General features: G+C 56.0%; 16 protein-coding genes. 14 read left to right on the forward strand and 2 right to left on the reverse strand.

The window, feature by feature from the left end; translation table 11 throughout:
- Positions 1-59 precede the first annotated feature (59 nt).
- The 3 genes from C463_RS14025 to C463_RS14035 all read left to right on the forward strand — a co-directional run bounded on the left by C463_RS14025 (position 60) and on the right by C463_RS14035 (position 2,507).
- Positions 60-629, forward strand: a complete 570-nt coding sequence (locus tag C463_RS14025) for a hypothetical protein (protein WP_049905956.1) — start codon at positions 60-62, stop codon at positions 627-629.
- A 61-nt stretch (positions 630-690) separates the two neighbouring features.
- Positions 691-1,641 carry a winged helix DNA-binding protein gene (locus C463_RS14030; RefSeq protein ID WP_008444953.1) on the forward strand — a complete coding sequence of 317 codons (951 nt, stop codon included), beginning with the start codon at positions 691-693 and terminating at the stop codon, positions 1,639-1,641.
- Positions 1,638-2,507 (forward strand): hypothetical protein, encoded by an 870-nt coding sequence (locus C463_RS14035; protein WP_008444954.1) that lies wholly within the window; start codon positions 1,638-1,640, stop codon positions 2,505-2,507. The genes C463_RS14030 and C463_RS14035 overlap by 4 nt, the downstream gene beginning before the upstream one ends.
- Before the next feature lie 71 nt (positions 2,508-2,578).
- On the opposite strand, the gene C463_RS14040 is transcribed toward C463_RS14035, so the two are convergent.
- Positions 2,579-3,943 (reverse strand): restriction endonuclease, encoded by a 1,365-nt coding sequence (locus C463_RS14040; protein WP_008444955.1) that lies wholly within the window; start codon positions 3,941-3,943, stop codon positions 2,579-2,581.
- Positions 3,944-4,065: 122 nt separating this feature from the next.
- Here C463_RS14040 and C463_RS14045 point away from each other — a divergent pair, with 122 nt between their 5' ends.
- The 5 genes from C463_RS14045 to C463_RS18845 all read left to right on the forward strand — a co-directional run bounded on the left by C463_RS14045 (position 4,066) and on the right by C463_RS18845 (position 9,778).
- Positions 4,066-4,470, forward strand: a complete 405-nt coding sequence (locus tag C463_RS14045) for a DUF6166 domain-containing protein (RefSeq protein ID WP_008444956.1) — start codon at positions 4,066-4,068, stop codon at positions 4,468-4,470.
- A 19-nt stretch (positions 4,471-4,489) separates the two neighbouring features.
- Positions 4,490-4,768 (forward strand): DUF7389 domain-containing protein, encoded by a 279-nt coding sequence (locus C463_RS14050; protein ID WP_008444957.1) that lies wholly within the window; start codon positions 4,490-4,492, stop codon positions 4,766-4,768.
- A gap of 40 nt (positions 4,769-4,808) precedes the next feature.
- Positions 4,809-5,468 (forward strand): helix-turn-helix domain-containing protein, encoded by a 660-nt coding sequence (locus C463_RS14055; protein ID WP_008444958.1) that lies wholly within the window; start codon positions 4,809-4,811, stop codon positions 5,466-5,468.
- An 86-nt stretch (positions 5,469-5,554) separates the two neighbouring features.
- Positions 5,555-5,785, forward strand: coding sequence for a hypothetical protein (locus C463_RS19785; protein ID WP_080510856.1), 231 nt, complete (start codon positions 5,555-5,557; stop codon positions 5,783-5,785).
- 291 nt (positions 5,786-6,076) lie between these two features.
- Positions 6,077-9,778 (forward strand): hypothetical protein, encoded by a 3,702-nt coding sequence (locus C463_RS18845; protein ID WP_137695262.1) that lies wholly within the window; start codon positions 6,077-6,079, stop codon positions 9,776-9,778.
- Between the two features lie 370 nt (positions 9,779-10,148).
- Here the strand turns inward: C463_RS18845 and C463_RS14070 are convergent, their stop codons facing one another.
- Positions 10,149-11,147: an IS110 family transposase gene (locus C463_RS14070; RefSeq protein WP_008444965.1), complete on the reverse strand. Its 999-nt coding sequence runs from the start codon at positions 11,145-11,147 to the stop codon at positions 10,149-10,151.
- 398 nt (positions 11,148-11,545) lie between these two features.
- Between C463_RS14070 and C463_RS14075 the strand changes: the two genes are divergently transcribed.
- The 6 genes from C463_RS14075 (at position 11,546) to C463_RS14095 (ending at position 15,841) form a co-directional block, all read left to right on the forward strand.
- The gene (locus C463_RS14075; RefSeq protein WP_008444967.1) at positions 11,546-12,232 is read left to right on the forward strand and encodes a DUF6166 domain-containing protein; all 687 of its coding nucleotides are present in this window, start codon (positions 11,546-11,548) and stop codon (positions 12,230-12,232) included.
- Entirely contained in the window at positions 12,232-12,387 is a 156-nt protein-coding gene (locus C463_RS19295; protein WP_008444969.1) for a hypothetical protein, read from the forward strand. Before C463_RS14075 ends, C463_RS19295 begins: the two co-directional genes overlap by 1 nt.
- Positions 12,384-12,920 (forward strand): hypothetical protein, encoded by a 537-nt coding sequence (locus C463_RS14080; protein ID WP_008444970.1) that lies wholly within the window; start codon positions 12,384-12,386, stop codon positions 12,918-12,920. Before C463_RS19295 ends, C463_RS14080 begins: the two co-directional genes overlap by 4 nt.
- Positions 12,921-13,080: 160 nt before the next feature.
- Entirely contained in the window at positions 13,081-14,082 is a 1,002-nt protein-coding gene (locus C463_RS14085; protein ID WP_008444972.1) for a DUF6610 family protein, read from the forward strand.
- A 75-nt stretch (positions 14,083-14,157) separates the two neighbouring features.
- The gene (locus C463_RS14090) at positions 14,158-14,505 is read left to right on the forward strand and encodes a hypothetical protein (RefSeq protein WP_008444974.1); all 348 of its coding nucleotides are present in this window, start codon (positions 14,158-14,160) and stop codon (positions 14,503-14,505) included.
- 406 nt (positions 14,506-14,911) lie between these two features.
- Entirely contained in the window at positions 14,912-15,841 is a 930-nt protein-coding gene (locus tag C463_RS14095; RefSeq protein ID WP_008444978.1) for an ArdC-like ssDNA-binding domain-containing protein, read from the forward strand.
- Positions 15,842-15,915: the final 74 nt, after the last annotated feature.

Raw genomic sequence — 15,915 nt, forward strand, 5'->3', positions numbered from 1 at the left:
GCGTGGTGTTGTTCCTGCGCCGGCGATGGGTGCCGGCGCACACGCGCCGGCGAGTATCGATGTCGACACGGAGTCAACTCCGATTCGTCCAACGAGTCGAACAGATTGGTGAGACAGATGGCAGTGCCGACCGCGTCGCGCAGGTGTACCGGCATTCGGATGGCTACCCGGGGAGCGTCCTCCGGGATCTCACACAGCTGAAAGAGCTTCTCGATGCGACCCGTGCGGAGCGCGGACCGGGGTACACAGCGGCGACGTTCATGTTCCTCGACAAGCTCTCGACGGTCGACCTCTATCTGGATGGCGACCCAGAGCGAACGATCGACACGGCTCAGCCAGAGGATCTCCTCAAGCCGGCCAATATGGACCACCTCGACCAGCCACTGTTCCTGCTTGGCCACGGCGTCGAGGATCCAGCTGACGGCATTCACGGCGACGAGGAGTATCTCTACGTCGTGGAACTCCCGACGGAGAACCCGTTCGACGAGCCGACAGAGTGGACAGTCAAAGTGAGCGGTCGCTCTGCATTCCCCCGCTGGGACGGCCCGACCGACGAGGCTTTCGAACGGGCAAACTGGCAATTCCGCGGACCTCTCGAGGACGCACTCAGAGACGTCGTCACCGAATAGGAGATTTGTCAACCTAAATCCAAAAGCGTATTTATACGAGTGAGTGTTAAGGTATACACGGATGATTTCAAAGGCCGGACTTGCCGTGATTGACGCGCTGAGTACCGGTCGCGAGGCGACGCCAGTAGACCTCGCAACGGAAACCGGGTATTCACAGGCACACATTTACGAGGTGCTCGATGACTTGCTGGACGCGGGGCTCTTGGTCGAACGCCGTGGGCCCAACAACCAGCGGCAAGTCCGTGTCGCGGACCACCCGGTCATTGAAGCATACCGGACGTTGCAGTCGGAACTCAGCCACATTGAATGGGCCGACCTCCTCTCGCCTGCTACCCTCCAGGTGTGCTGGTTTCTTGATGAGCCCCGCCGAGTATCCGAGATTGCAGAGCGACTCGAGATTACTCGACAAGGCGTTCATAAGGCGCTGTCGCCGCTCAAACATCGGGCGATGCTGTCCCCGTCCGGCCCCGAGTATGCGGTGAGTGAGGACCTCGTGCCACTGCTGGCATTCGCGCAGGCCGTCGTGACCCACGAACACCGATCACGAGCACGGGAGATCGCGCCGAGTGCGACTGTCGAGTGGTGCGATCCGAAACGCGCACTCGTCCGTGTGCAGACCACCGAGGATACGGACACGCTCCTAGACAGACCTGATTGGCAGGTCACTGGACTCGGTCGATTCGAGGAGTACGGGCTACAGTTCTTCCTCGCGGGCGAACCCGCGTTCTGGTATGCACCCGACGAGGAACTCACGCCCGCCGACGTAGTGTGTCACACCCTCGTCCGCAATAGTGAATCCCGTCGCGTTAGCTATGCAATGCTGTTGATCGAAAAGTTGGACATCGACCAAGAGACGCTCACAGACACTGCAACGTGGTACGATCTGGAATCCATGATCGCTGCGATGTACCAGGCACTGCAGGAAGGGGTTGAGGACTCGGACGAGTTCCCTGTCGTCCTTCCAAGTGAATCAGAATTTATGGCGCTCAAAGAGCAGTACGGAGTCGCATGACTGTATTCAAGGGTGGGGAAGCGATCAAAGATTTCCTCGAAGAGTTCGACAGTTGGCTGTCGGAGTCCGTGACGGTCTATCTCCTCGGCGGATCAGCGATGACGGTCCGGGGATTGAAAGACCAAACCGAAGATATCGATCTTGCGGTGGGTGTTGTTTCTGAGTTTGAACACGTCTACCAGACGCTCACGTCACAGGGATTCACGGTTGTCGACGAACCAACAGAGTCGTTCGAGGGCGTCGGAAAAACCGTCGAACTGCATCACGACAAGCGCGGGTTTCGAATCGATATCTTCGAACAGCAAATCGTCGGGAAAGTCTGGATCACAGACCGGATGCGCGACCGGGCCGAAGAGTTCTGGACCGGGAGTTTCGTAACAGCGTTCATCCTCTCGGATGAGGATATGTTCCTGCTGAAAGCGGTTTCCGGCGGTGATCTAGCGAGTGGCCGTCGACGCGACATTGAAGATATGCGGAAATACGCCCAGCGTGGCCTGGACTACGAGTCAATCCTTACTGAGATCGACGAACAGCGACCGTTCAATACCGGCACGACTGAAGCACGGCAGATCCGTGATCGTTCGCATCCCCTATTCACTATCGAAATGGCAGTAAACTCACTGTCGGGGCTCCCAAACAAGTTCACCGCTCGTATCGCAGAGTTCGCGACGGAGTTCGAGGTCGAATATACCGTTCTGGGTGCTGTTGACGATGGGATCGACAACGTCAAAGTACTTCGAGATAGAGTTCTCGCGAATGTGCGAGCACTTTCGGACGACCAGGAAGACACCGTCGATGAAGCGATTGATCGACTAGTCGCAAAGCAGATTCTCGAGTGCGACGGAGATACAGTTCGACACCGGTGAGCAGGTACTACGTGTTTGAGTACGGATTGACTCGCCTCCCCGTCGCAGGACTAGCGAATCGGAGTACGGACTTAGATGATGCCGCCACCCACGAGCAGGACAATAACCGCCAGAAGCGCCGCGACCACACTCCCTCCGGCCAGTAGCTTGTTCTCCATCGCTTTCTCGTGGAGGGGCATCGCCGCGTACTCCTCGCGGAACGCCTTGAGGTTCTGTTCGTCGTAGAAGTACTTCGTCTTCAACGCAAATCGCTCGGTGACCGCACACCCCGTACACACCGGCTCCTGCTCAAGCCGTTCGGTCTTGCTGTGACTGTCGCAGGCGATTGCCCCGCAGTTCGGACAATACGTGTACGGCTCGTCGACGCCGCTCGTGTCACAGTGGACGCACCGATGGATCCCGTCCTCGGCGGTCACTCTGGACGGACCCGCTGCGTAGTACTCGTAAGGATAGGTATACTCCTGAAGGTCAGTGGTGTGCCGAACCTCGGGGAGGTACACTGGTTCGATCGACTGGACGGAGATGTCCGAGCGGTTCGGCTCGCAGGTCTTGTTGTACGTGACGTTGTTGTCGCCGGTGTAGGTGACCGTCGTCGTGTGGTGCTGTTGGAGCCGCTCGACGGCCCACTCCTTGTACTCGGTCTGCGTCTGGCCGAACCGGTTCTCCTCGACGTCGTCGAACACCTCCGCGAACTTCTCCGCGTCGAGGTCGACCGTCGCGTGGAGGTTCTCGGTGACCAGGGTCGCGACGTCCTCGTCGACGACCTGCGGCTGCCCGCGCTCGGCGTGGACGACGAACCGCGTCCGCTCATTGACGCGGTGGATGACGCCCACCGACGTCTCGAAGACGGCGTTCGTGTCGGCGGTGACCGCAACCACCGGGCGGAACGTCACCGCCGAATGTGGTTCCGGGAGGTCGGCGCTCTCGATGTTCTCGATGTCGCGAAATGCCTCCTCGACGGGCGCGTCGACGTCGGCCGCTGGGTCGTACGGGCGTAGCGTCTCGTCACAGAGAATCTCGATGCGTCCGTTGTAGAGGTCGAGGCCGATCTCGTCGGCAATCTCCCGGAGGTCCTCGCCGTCGAGCAGCTCGATTGGATGTGGGTCGTCGTTTTGCTGGAGTCGATGCGCGTACTCCTGGGCGGGATTCGTGAACCGGCCGGTCGTGACGACCATTCCGCGTTTCGGGCCGTCGAAGTCGAACGTCGCGATTGCTGAGTGGAGCTTCTGGACGACCGGTCGCCCGACCGTCCCCGTGTGCTTGCACTCAACGATGATCGCGCGCCGCGTGCCGTCGACGACCTCCTCCATGATGACGTCGCGACCCTCGTCGGCGGTTCGGTCGGCCTGACGGACGTTCTCGTAGCCGAGATTGCGGAAGACGTCCTCTATCACGTCCTCGAACTCGAACCCTGAGAGATCGTCCAGTACAGCCATCCCGATATACCTGGACAGTACGTTGCAACTGTCAAATACGTTGCCGAACGCAGCTACGTCCTGTTTTTGAACCCCCGAGAGGGGTGCGGGGGGGATCAAACGAGCCTCCCGCGAACCAACCTATGAGTGGAATCAGCGACCCACGCTCACACGTACAGTCACGGACGACGGCTGATCCCGACGTCATCTACGTCGGTTACCGTAGTCAAGGCCGCGCCATCGTCGAGAAGCAATCAGACCAACAACAGCTCACGCCAGAGCGGAGTCTCGAGCTGGCGAATCACAGTCCTTCGGGCTTCGAATGGGGATATGGTGGCAGCGGGCCGGCCCAACTCGCACTCGCCCTCCTGCTCGATTACACCGACGATGAGGAGGTAGCGCTTGCGGAGTACAAGGCGTTCAAGACCGAAGTAGTGAGCCAGCTAGAGTGTACAGGACCCGACGGCTTCTGGCGACTCACCGGACGCGAGATAGATGCTAACCTTCATGAGATAGTCGACGACCCAGTCGCACCGTCCGTCAACTAACGATCACAGAGCGCAATCAATGTCAGAACACACCCAGCAGCCTCGTGCGGCCGCAGAATCGCCGCAGAACCGTGAGCGTCAGGCACCAACCGAGTACGTCGAGCGAAGCGATGTCGGCGTCTCACTCACCGTCAAACTCACTCGTGGTACCGGCACCCGCGATCAAGACAAGATCACGGCCAAAGTGAAGGCCAAGACGCTCGAAGACGCCCGCGAGGATATGGAAACCCTCCGCGAGTATATCCACGACCTCGCTGAGGACACTCGCCAGATCCAGCCAGCCGACCCACACGAATAGTACTTCTTTTGACTATTGCACAGAATTGTGTAACCAAAGGATGTACGAAGTGTGCGGTGAGAAGGAACTCAAGATCATCCTCGCGCTTGACCCGGGCGATTCCATCTCAGGCGTCGCGCGGAAGATCGACGAGAACCGGGAGACGATCCGTCGCGTCGTGAATCGCCTCGAGGAGGCGGGATACGTCGCGGGCGACGATGGGCTTCATCTCATCGATCAAACGCTCCGAGACGCCGGTCTCGAGTTCCTGACGGCGTCAGCAGACTTCTCGCCACCGTCGATCTCAGAAGCCTATGTCCTCCCGCAGTTCGCGGGGATGGAGTATGCATACACTGGCATCGATGCGGTCTACGTCTGGACCCGCGGTGGCTACCAGGTCGCTCGCGACCCAGAGGACTATCCGCTGTTCATCGCCGTCCACGAGTCTGACCTCGATGTCTGGACGGCGTTCTTCGATCGGTTCGAAATCCCGACTGCGGAAGAACGCCTGCCCGCTGCCGACCTCGATGGTTCGATACAGGTGGTACTCAAGCCGCGGCCACAGATCGAGGCCGAGATGGTCGACGGACGGCCCGTCATCCCACTCGAAGAAACTGTGGCGTTCGCAAACGAGCACTACGCGCACTTCCAGTCAGCGCTCGACATGCTCGGCCGCATGTACGACAGCGTCGACACTGACGCGAACTACCGTCCAAACTGACTTGGGGTTCTGACAAGGAATTTCTTCGACTGGGAGTGGCCTGGCCGCTGTTTGTTGTCGCCTTGAGAGAGCGAAGGCGAACAAAAATGAGCGATTCGTTGAATTCATCCGTCGAATCAGACGGTCTCACACCGGAACAGCGTCTTGAACCGCCAAACACCCGACTCATCAATGCTGGTATCGCGACGATTCACGACATGGAGACGCTCCGAGCCTGCGTCGCCTACGAGAACGCGAACCAGCAGCGCGTCCAGATTCTTCGCCAGCTCAAAGATCGGGCCAGCGAAATCCGCGCACAGGACGATTGCAATAGTTGACCGCGGGGTCAAATGAGCGATATGCCCGAGATCGCCCATATCCCGGAGGGGATATGATAGCGTATCAGATTTCCACGCGGTAAATAACCCAGATAACGATGACTCGTAGATGGTCGAGCCGCTTGGCTACCAACAATCAGGTCTACGGTGATTTCGACACTCAGTAAACCGATTACCGAGCTGAATATGTAGAAACCAAACCCGAGTTCTACGCTATCTAACAAGAATCGGTCTAAAGGAAGAGTGACGCGGCGGTAATGTTATATCTTAAAATCCGTTTTTCTATCTACAATGAGACAAGGGGTCGAGCTGGTGGATGAAGATATTTCATCATTTGAACCGAAGCAGGCAGTCAAATTCTTTCGTGATCTAATCTGGGCTTCTGCGCCCGATGCGGGAATTCAATCGGAGACCCACGTGAATCTAAATATCTACACATCAGATGGTGGAATTGACGCTGAGGCAGAAAATGAATTTGAGGTAGAAGTGACCACTGCTGACAAAACAAATCTAATTCCGGAGGGAAGAACCGGATACCAAATAAAAACTGGCAGCAAGCCATCAACGTCAGATTGTCAAAATGAATTATTGAATAGTGATGGTCACATTAAATCATATGTGAAGGATGTCGTGTCTTCTGGTGGGAATTATGTATTCGTCACGTTCTCTCAACTGACCTCTGAAGAGAGGGATGAACGCATCTCGGCGATTGAAAACCAGCTCAGTGAGAAGGGCTATGACAAGGGGAATGTACAGCTTTTCGCCACCAACCAATTGGTCGAATTTGCCAATCAGTTCCCCGGCCTCATTTTCAAATACACTTCTATTGAGGGGGGCGGTATTGATATTGGGACTTGGTCTGAACGGAAATCTAATCGAGTTCCAGAAACCTTTGTCGAAACCGATGATCGAAGAGAAGCCAAGGAGAAGCTAAGATCCCTTCTCAAAAGAACGGATAAGTTTGAAGACATTGACAAGTGCCCAGTTTGTAGAGTCCGAGGAACCTCTGGGTTGGGGAAAACCCGCTTAGTATACGAGTCTGTAAATCACGAACAATTTTCGAATCGAGTTATCTACGAAGACGCAGATGATTTTGAAGGATGCGAGTTAGCGACGACCTTGGAGATAGATGAGAGTCGGCAAGCAATCATTATCCTCGATAACTGTTCAAGAGAACAGCACCGGGCCTTCAACAATAGGTACGGTTCCTACGATCGATTGGCGTTGATCACAATCTCGACTGACCGAAGCAAGGTCGCTTCTGATCTTACTTTGACGATTGATCGGTTGCAAAAGGATGATTTGAGGGAGATTTTAGGAAATGAGTATCCAGAGGTACCAAGCCACACCGTAGACCGCTTCGCAACAATTGCGGACGGGTACCCTGAGATGGCATTGCTTTTAGCGGAGCGGTACACCAGAGATGATACGGAAGAGAGCGTCGTTGAAGTCTCTGATTCGACGATCTTTGACCGTCTACTGGTGGGGGACGAGCAAGATGCGCCTGAGCTCAGAGCTGTAAAGCGGATCTTGACGCCCTTTGCATTCTTTGACCGGATTAATTGGTCAGATAACGAGAGCCATCGAGAGTGGATTGTCCGAGCGTTTAATCTGAAATCTGATTACTCCGATGAGGTCATTTCTGAAGTTGTTCAGTATGAGAAGAACCGGGGTGTGCTAAGCGGTGACGACGTACTCTCGCTGCGAACGATTCCATTGGCAACCTACCTGATGAGATCTGCGCTTGAAAGGGATGCTTCGATCCTTGATTCAATATTCCATGAGAGTTGTCCGCCGAGGCTGTTGTGGAGCTTTGCTGAGAGAATTCCCTATGCCAACACCATAGACCAAGCGGTGGAGTGGTCCACAATAACACTCCTCAGAACAGAGTGGTTTGGGAGCTCTGGGTTCAAAGCGAACATTGGACCAGTCTTCCGAGGTCTTGCCGAAGTAACTCCGGGAGAAGCTTTAGAGATACTAGAGAGGTTCTTGGGACCGATGGAGCGTGAAGAATTGGAGGATATTGGGGGACGGAGACCTATCCTAGAAAGCCTGCGTCGGATTGCGGTTTGGGAGACGCACTTCTTTGGTGCAGCTCTACTCCTCAAGAAGTTGGCCGAGGCTGAAAATGATGACAAATTTGTAAACAACTCCACAGGATTGTTCGCGGATTTATTTTCGCCACACTATGGCCCATACGCTCCAACCGAGGTTGCTCCAATGGATCGATACCCACTTTTGGAGGATTTGCTAACTTCGAGGGACTCCGAAAAACACAGGGTGGGATTAGAGGCAGCCGAGCAAATATTGTCGATTAGAGGTAGTAGGGGTGGTGGAATACCCCACCGACAAGGTGCCAAGCCAGCACCAGACTTGTGGGTGCCCGAAAATAATGAACAGAGAATCGAATATTTTAGAGAAGTATGGAAGCTAGTAGAAAAGAACCTCGGACGGTTCCAAGAAAAGCACTTTGAGAAGGCACTAGATATTCTCTTGAACAATTGCCGGAAGCTGGCTGAGGGCGAGGACCTCACCCCCATTATTCAGGATACGTTTCGTAATTTGCTGGACCACAAGGACGTGGACGCGAACGACGTGATCTCCGCCACAAGTGGGATTGTCCATTATGACGCAGATGAATATCCGATGGAGCTCCGCGAATCTTGGGAGGAGTTCGAAAAGGAGATCACAAACCGCGATTTCCACACGAAGCTTAAACGATACGTAGCAGGCTATAACTTGGTAGATCGTTCTGAAGAGCGTGAAGAAATAACCGAGAGGAGGATTGCCTCTCTTGCCGAGGAGATCACGGAAAATCCGGCCCTCATCACCGATGAGTTAGAATGGATGCACGAAGCCTCTTCTGAAAATGCTGGAGATCTTGGTCGGGAAATGGCAAAGCGAGACAACGATCTCGAACTTATTGACATTCTCCTATCCGGTTTACATTCGGTCAAGCCAGATGCCTCGTGTAGGCTATTTGGAAGCTACCTATACGAAGTGGTAGATTCCTGTGAGGAAGCCCCCAAGAACATTTTTGATCGAATGATAGATGATCAACATCTCATCAACTTCTTCCCCTTCTTAGTTCGCAGAGCAGACCCATCGGACGAAGCAGCTGAACTGATTTTAGATACTGTCCAAAATGGTGATATTCCACTCCGTAAGATCAGCCAGATCGAGACTATTGCGCGAAGTGGAGAATTATCTGAGGAAATGTTCTTAAAGATCGGGTCTTACTTGATCGATAAAGATTCAGGTGAAGCAGTTGCGATATTGGTCAATTTGGCGGAAGACTTCTATAGGCGGGATGATGCTCCGAGTATCAATGAAGATTTAATTATACAGGCACTCACTCACCCCAGTCTCGTCAATAAGGAATCTGAGGTGGCCGTGGGCGGGCACTGGATCGAGTGGGAACAATTAGCAGAAATGACAATTAAACAAAATATAACTAACGGATATGACATCGCTGGTCCAATCATTGGTTCATTGGGAACGAAGGGAAGCATCGCCGGAATCCGAGAGATCCTCGACGTCGTCTTACGACCATTATTGGAAGAAGATCCGGAGAAGGCCTGGGAGCTGGTTGTGGATGGATTCGACACCGACTCCAGCCGAGTTAGAATAGAAGCTTGGTTAGCGGGAACTGGAATAGATTCAGATGATCCTGCTATTCTGTTAGTTCCTGAATCTGTCTTATGGGATTGGGTTGATGTGAACCCGGAAGAACGTGGTCCACAACTAGCACGTTGTATACCACCAATGGAACACGACGGATGGTGGAATTTAGCTCACGAAATACTCATTCGTTATGGGGATATCGATGACGTTGTTGAGGATTTGAACGCCATAGAACAAGGTGGAAGGTGGGGGAATGACATATTCCGAAATCGTCGAGATAAACTACAGCGATTGCGTTCGAAATCTTCGGACCAAAACGTTCGCCGATGGATATCCCAGAAAATTCGTGAGGTTGAGCGATTTCTATAACCATTCCGGGTACCTTCTGTGATGCTAATCCAGCTCGATAACCGATGAGGGACATCCACGATGCTGTATTTCGCCATGTATGCTGCACGCCAATTCTTTCAGAGTTGGAGTAGATCCCGAATTTAGCTTTCCTCCCCGAACACCATCGTGATGCACTCATGCTCTCTATTCACCTATGGAAACGCTGCTATCTACACAAACCACCGTTTTCGACAAAATGGTTACGCCGTCCTGTAGTCTGCTGTTCTCCTAGCCGGCAGGCGGCCGATATCTTCAGGCGGTGCGGCCGCGGTACGGCGATAGCTGTCGCTAACGCTGGCCCCGACCGGCCACTGAGGGCCGCCGGGCGGGCGGCCCTCAGTTCCCTCGTCTACGCACGCACATCAGGTGGATCGTATACCTCGCCTCGGTCTAGCATGTGGTAGATTGACACCAGCATTTTCCGAGCGCAGGCGACGATCGCCTTCTGTGAGTTCTTCCGGCTCGCTAGCCGCTCATAGAAGCGGCTTAGGTACTCATCGTTACAGGTGTGAACCGCTGTGTTTGCAGCCTGGACGAGCAGCCACCGGACACGACCCGATCCACGTTTCGAAATACTCCCCTCGATCCGCGAGTCGCCTGACTCGCGGATCACCGGGTTCAATCCGACATAACTGACGACCGATTTATCACCGTCAAACCGACTGATCTCGCCTAACTCGGCGTAAATCGTCAACGCCGTATAGTAACTCACGCCGGGAATGGTCATCAGCAGCTGGGTCTCCTTCAGAGACCCAGCGCGTTCTTCGATCGTCTCCTCCAGATTACGAATCTCTTCGTTGAGCGTCTCAATCAGCTCAATGTACGACTCTAGCAACGAGTCCCATGGCGTCGGGAGCGAGAGTTCCCGCAGGAACTCTCGTCCCTCCTTAGTCAGCGGCTTCACGTCCTCAGTGATGCCGTGATTGGAGAGGAGTCCGTGAATCTTGTTGGCGTACTTGGTACGGTTTTCAACCAACGTCTGTCGCCCGCGCACGAGTGCGCGGGCTTCCCTGACTTCGTCGGTTGGAACGTAGCTTTCGGGAACGGAGTTCAACCGTACCATCCGCGCTAGCTCTTTAGCGTCGACGCGGTCAGTTTTCTTGTCAGTGTCGGCGATCTGATTCAGCTCCTTCGGGTGAGCGACAGTCACATCCAAATGTTCCGACAGCGTATCGTGGATGTGGTAGTAATTGCCGGTCGCTTCGATTGCGGCTTGGGAACCAGCGTACCGCTGGGCGAGGTCATCGAGGTTCGCGTTCTCGACGCGAACCTCTTCGACGATCTCACCGGCCTCATCCATTACTGCCACCTGTGCGTACCGTTTGTGGACATCAATTCCGAGGTACATGGTCTGTTCACCCGGGACGCCAGTGCGTGAAGCAGAGATTCACCTATTCGGGCTTTCCCGGATGCCGCGCCCCGCGGCATCCGGGCTGTAACGCCCATGACTCGGCTTCTTTCGCACACGGACCAGTCAGCACGACGTGCTCTGTGGCACGGAATACAGGTCGGTCTCTTGCGCCCCATGTCTTAATTCACGCTCGCATGGCGTAGCAGCGTTTCCATCGAGTCAGCACCGTCGTGAGATCTATTACTAATTGAGGCCTTCCAACAAGGCCGAATTGCTATAGTCTGAACTATGATAGCCTGTGTTCCAACTTTAGAGCGATACTGAGGAACAGAACCGGTGGTAGTTTTTTGGCCCCCAGCAGGGGTGCGGGGAATCCGAATGCCCGCATTCAACCGATGGAGACGAATTCGACTACCTACCCACGAACAGTCGTACAGGATACGGATGAGCGCTGGCAGGCGAGTACAGACCGCGTTGAGTACGTCGGGATGCGTGTCGACGGAACGCCAGTGGTCCTGAACCTCACCGCACACGAACGCCTCTCCCCTAATCGAAGTCTCGATCTCGTGCGCCATAACCCGGCGGGATTCGACTGGGGCTATACGGGAAGCGGACCGGCACAGCTCGCTTGTGCGCTCCTCCTCGATTACACCGACGACGAAACCGTCGCCCAGCAACACTACATCCAGTTCCGCAACGACGTGGTCAGTCAGTTGGTGTGTGATGGCCCGGCCGACTGCTGGCACCTCACCGGGAAGGATATCGAGGTGGCACTCGCCGAATTCGAAGAGTACCGAGCACTCACGCCAGATGGTGGGACGCCGTCATCGTCACTGCCGGCAAACTGGAGTGCGGTGAGCCGGACAGATCGGACAGTCTTCCAACGTCGGGATATCGACCACTACGTCGTCCTCGCCGAAGGGAGCGAAGAGTGGTTGATCATACTTTGCGCGCAGGGCGACCGGGCGTATCCCGCCCCGCTCGACCATCGAACGCTTCCGGTCGAAAATGACCCTGCTTCAGCCGTTCAGGAACTCGTCGCTGAGAGTAACGACCTCGTCGAGCCAGAGGTGGACACCTGATGGAGAACAGCCGACTCTCGCGAGCAACGTACCAGCTCATCGAACGTGCCGTCACGGTGCTGGAGCGCATCGGCCGAGAACTCGAGCGATACAACGACCGGCACGAACGAACAGCTGGGAAAGACACAGACGAGACGAATCCCGGCGAATCATGACTGGCGAAGCGACGCTTGACGACTTCAAGATCGAGAATTCAGCCGGTGAGTCCCGCTCGCTCACGCTGGAAGAGCGACTCCTCGCCCCAATTTCCCCGTCCATCGGTCTGCGGGTGATTGCCGGTCGGGGCGATCCGTTCTATCTCCAAAATCGGGGAACAGAACGGTATCTCTTCCGCGACGACCATGACCGATGGTTCATTCTTCAACCCTCGGCGAAGGACTCAGAGGACGCGTTCGTCCGGTGGGTGTATCTCCCAGCAGACCGGCCCGAACGGCTGGCGCAGTCGGCGCTTCGTCGACGGACAGTGATCGGCTATGATTACGTTCAGCGGTCGGCCGCACCAGATCCAGTCAGGTCGACGGTAACGGCGATGTTCGTCACGGAACGCTGGCGCGAGACCGCCTACAAGTGTGGGTCGTGTGAGGCGCTGTTCGGTACGGCACGAGAGCACGCCCTCCACTGCTGGAACGCACATCCGTGGGTGCCTAATCCTGAACAGGTGCGCCGTCGACGCCACGCCGACGAGTGAACCTGAGAGTCGAAGCCAGGTATCGGGGGTATTCATGTAATTAACCAACGGTATGCGGATTCTGGAGGCTAGTGTTGGTTAACGCCGGGCTGCGGCTCCGTTTATTGCCCCTCCGAAAGGGTGCAGGGCGGCTGGATTCGCCCTCGCACGGTCGTTACTCATGTCGCTCGAAATCAATCCCAGCAACAGCACTGAACGCGAGATTGCCGCTGCCAGACAAGCCGACGTCGTGACGTTCCTTCATCGAGCGCCGTTCGCTCTGGATGCGTATCGGCTCGGATTCTTGCCCGGGTTCCGAGAAGACTGTGGGTACCAGCAGACCCAGTATCAGGACCTGAACATCTCCGTTGGAATGTTGGATAACGACTTTCGTAATCCCGATCTGGATCGGTACGTCGCCCGATTTTTCGAATACGAACCCAAGGTTGGCGTGATCGGAGATGTGTACGAGGGAGACGACGTCGACGAGTACGTGGCCGCTGCCCGCGAGATTCAGGCAAGTTATCCCAACGCAGAACTCGTTATCGTCCCCAAGTGCCGCGAGGTGATCGACACAATTCCCGATGACCTCGTGGTCGGCTACTCGCGGGGGTATGCCGATCGATTGGCCCACGAGTTCTCCGAGCCGACCGACTGGCGGGGCCGTCGTGTTCATATCCTCGGTGGAAGCCCGCCGAAACAGGGGGACGTCATCCAACAGTTGACCCGACCGACACTCACAGACGACCCACCGGCCGACATCGTCGGCCTCGATTGGAACGGGCTGCATCGCGGCGCGCAGTTCGGGGAGTTCTGGACGGCTGACGGCTGGGATGATAGCGGTCGTGACGCCTCCCACGTCACAGTTCGGAAGACGGTCCGGCATAGCCTCAGCCGTCTCAAGGCGTTCTGGCAGTCCCACGGCGTCTGGCCCGACTCAACGCCACATAGCGACATCCTCGAAATCGAGTACGAGGGCCCGTCACCAACCGATCTCGATAGTGCTGCGTGTACCGAATGCGAAGCGAACGTCTGGACGACTCGGCGCGGTCCCTTCATCGCTGAGTATGATACCGGCGTGCTCTGTGGCTACTGCAGCTACGAGTGCTACTTCTCGCATCGCCATCGAAACAACCTCGAGGAGATCGCCGGCGAGCAGAGCGTGTACATTCCGCCGGCGTGACGCCACGAGTGGTTTTTCGCGCCCTAGAGGGGGCGAGGGCTCGATCCAGAAAGTCCTCCGAGAAGGTGATTTTCCGTGAGTCAACAACAGCGTCCGAACGACGTCTCGATCGACGACATTCCAGTCGACGTATCGAACACCCAATCAGGCGAGGTCGACCCCGCTGAGGTACCCGAGGAAATCCGGTCGATCACTCGTGGACTCGCAAGCGAGCAACCGCCGACGAATCCGCTCGTCGTCCTGAAGGCAGCCCGCTGGTGGTATATACATGGCAAGGGCGGAACCGATCCCGCGTTCCAGTGGGCGATCGAGTGGGCACGACATCTCGCGACCGACACGCCGAGCGATGTCGACCAGTTCGACGCGTTCCTCCAGTATCTCGTCACGATCGGCTTCGCTGACGAGAAGGCAGCGCTTCGCTAACCGATCCCCCATTCACACTGTGGGGGGCTGCTGGACACTACCGGCCAGAAGTAGTGCTGACCGTGATCTGTGCAGACAAAACGAAATTCGCTTAGAACTGGTAGCAGGCAACCTCTTCTTCACCACAGGTCGGACACGTTTCGGCGTCCTCGGAAAGGGTCGTTCCGCAGTGTCGGCACTCATACAGGGTGGAGATCGTGGACATACGAGTCCCAATGATCCCGCGGAGCGTTTCGACGAGACCCATCCTCCCTGTGCTTGTGTCGCACTGGTTGTTAATCCCAGCCTCCGATAGCACCCCGATCAAAACCCCCCGAAGTCGCGCCGATGTTTATTGTGCGCCCCCGAGGGGTGCGGCGCGTCCTGACTTCTCGGAGACGTCGTCGTACTCGATGTGATGCAATCCATGATGACAGCCAGTGAGTCGGGGGTCTCGTTCGAGGAGACCGACACCCGACACGACGAGATGCACAGTACGATCGAAGACTGGATCGACGAGCTCGTCGCAGACGTCGACGAGGCAAAAGCCAGCCAACAGTTCCAGGAGTGGCTCGATGTCCAGTCCCGATTCCACGACTATTCCCATCGCAACACCCTCTTGATCAAGCTCCAGTGTCCCGGGGCAACCCGCGTGGCAGGCTACAATACGTGGCGGTCGGAGTTCGACCGGCACGTCCAAGAGGGCGAACAGGCGATCTGGATCTGGGCACCCATTATTACGAAGCAGTGCCCTGAGTGCGAGAACTCGCCGAGCTACCACGAGCAAAGCGGCTGTGACTATGACGAGACACCACCCGGGGAGTGGTCCAAAGGACTGGTTGGATTCAAACCAACGGCAGTCTTCGATGTGTCTCAAACCGAGGGCGAACCGCTCCCCGAGTTGGAAACCGAGGCCACAGGTAACGCCGACGACTTGGTGCCAGCGCTCCTTGATGCGGCAGCTACTCTCGATGTCGACGTCCGTGTCGTCGACGCTGCTGAGTGGGAGCACGGCGACGCGAAAGGCGTCTGCAAACACCGGACTCTCCACGAGTGTCAACCCGTCGTCGAAGCGAAAGCTCGCTCGAATCAGGCCGATCTCGCCGTGACGCTGATTCACGAGTACGCCCACGCGCTGCTTCATTTCGATGTCGACCTCGAACCCGAGCGTGCAAAACGCGAGATCGAAGCCGAAGCCGTTGCATACATCGTCGGGCGGTATTTCGACCTGGATACGAGCGGTTCAGCGTTCTATCTTGCCGCGTGGCAGGACGACGATCCAGAAGTGATCCAAGATCGTCTCAACCGGATCAGTTCGACCGCGCAGGAGATCATCAGTGCGGTCGACGAGGACTGAACACGCATTCCTGTACCGTTAACCAACGTCCGAATTGTTATTCCTATTTTGTTGGTTAATTCATTCAACGTTCG

Source organism: Halorubrum californiense DSM 19288 (assembly GCF_000336875.1).
In the GTDB taxonomy this organism is placed as follows: Archaea; Halobacteriota; Halobacteria; order Halobacteriales; family Haloferacaceae; genus Halorubrum; species Halorubrum californiense.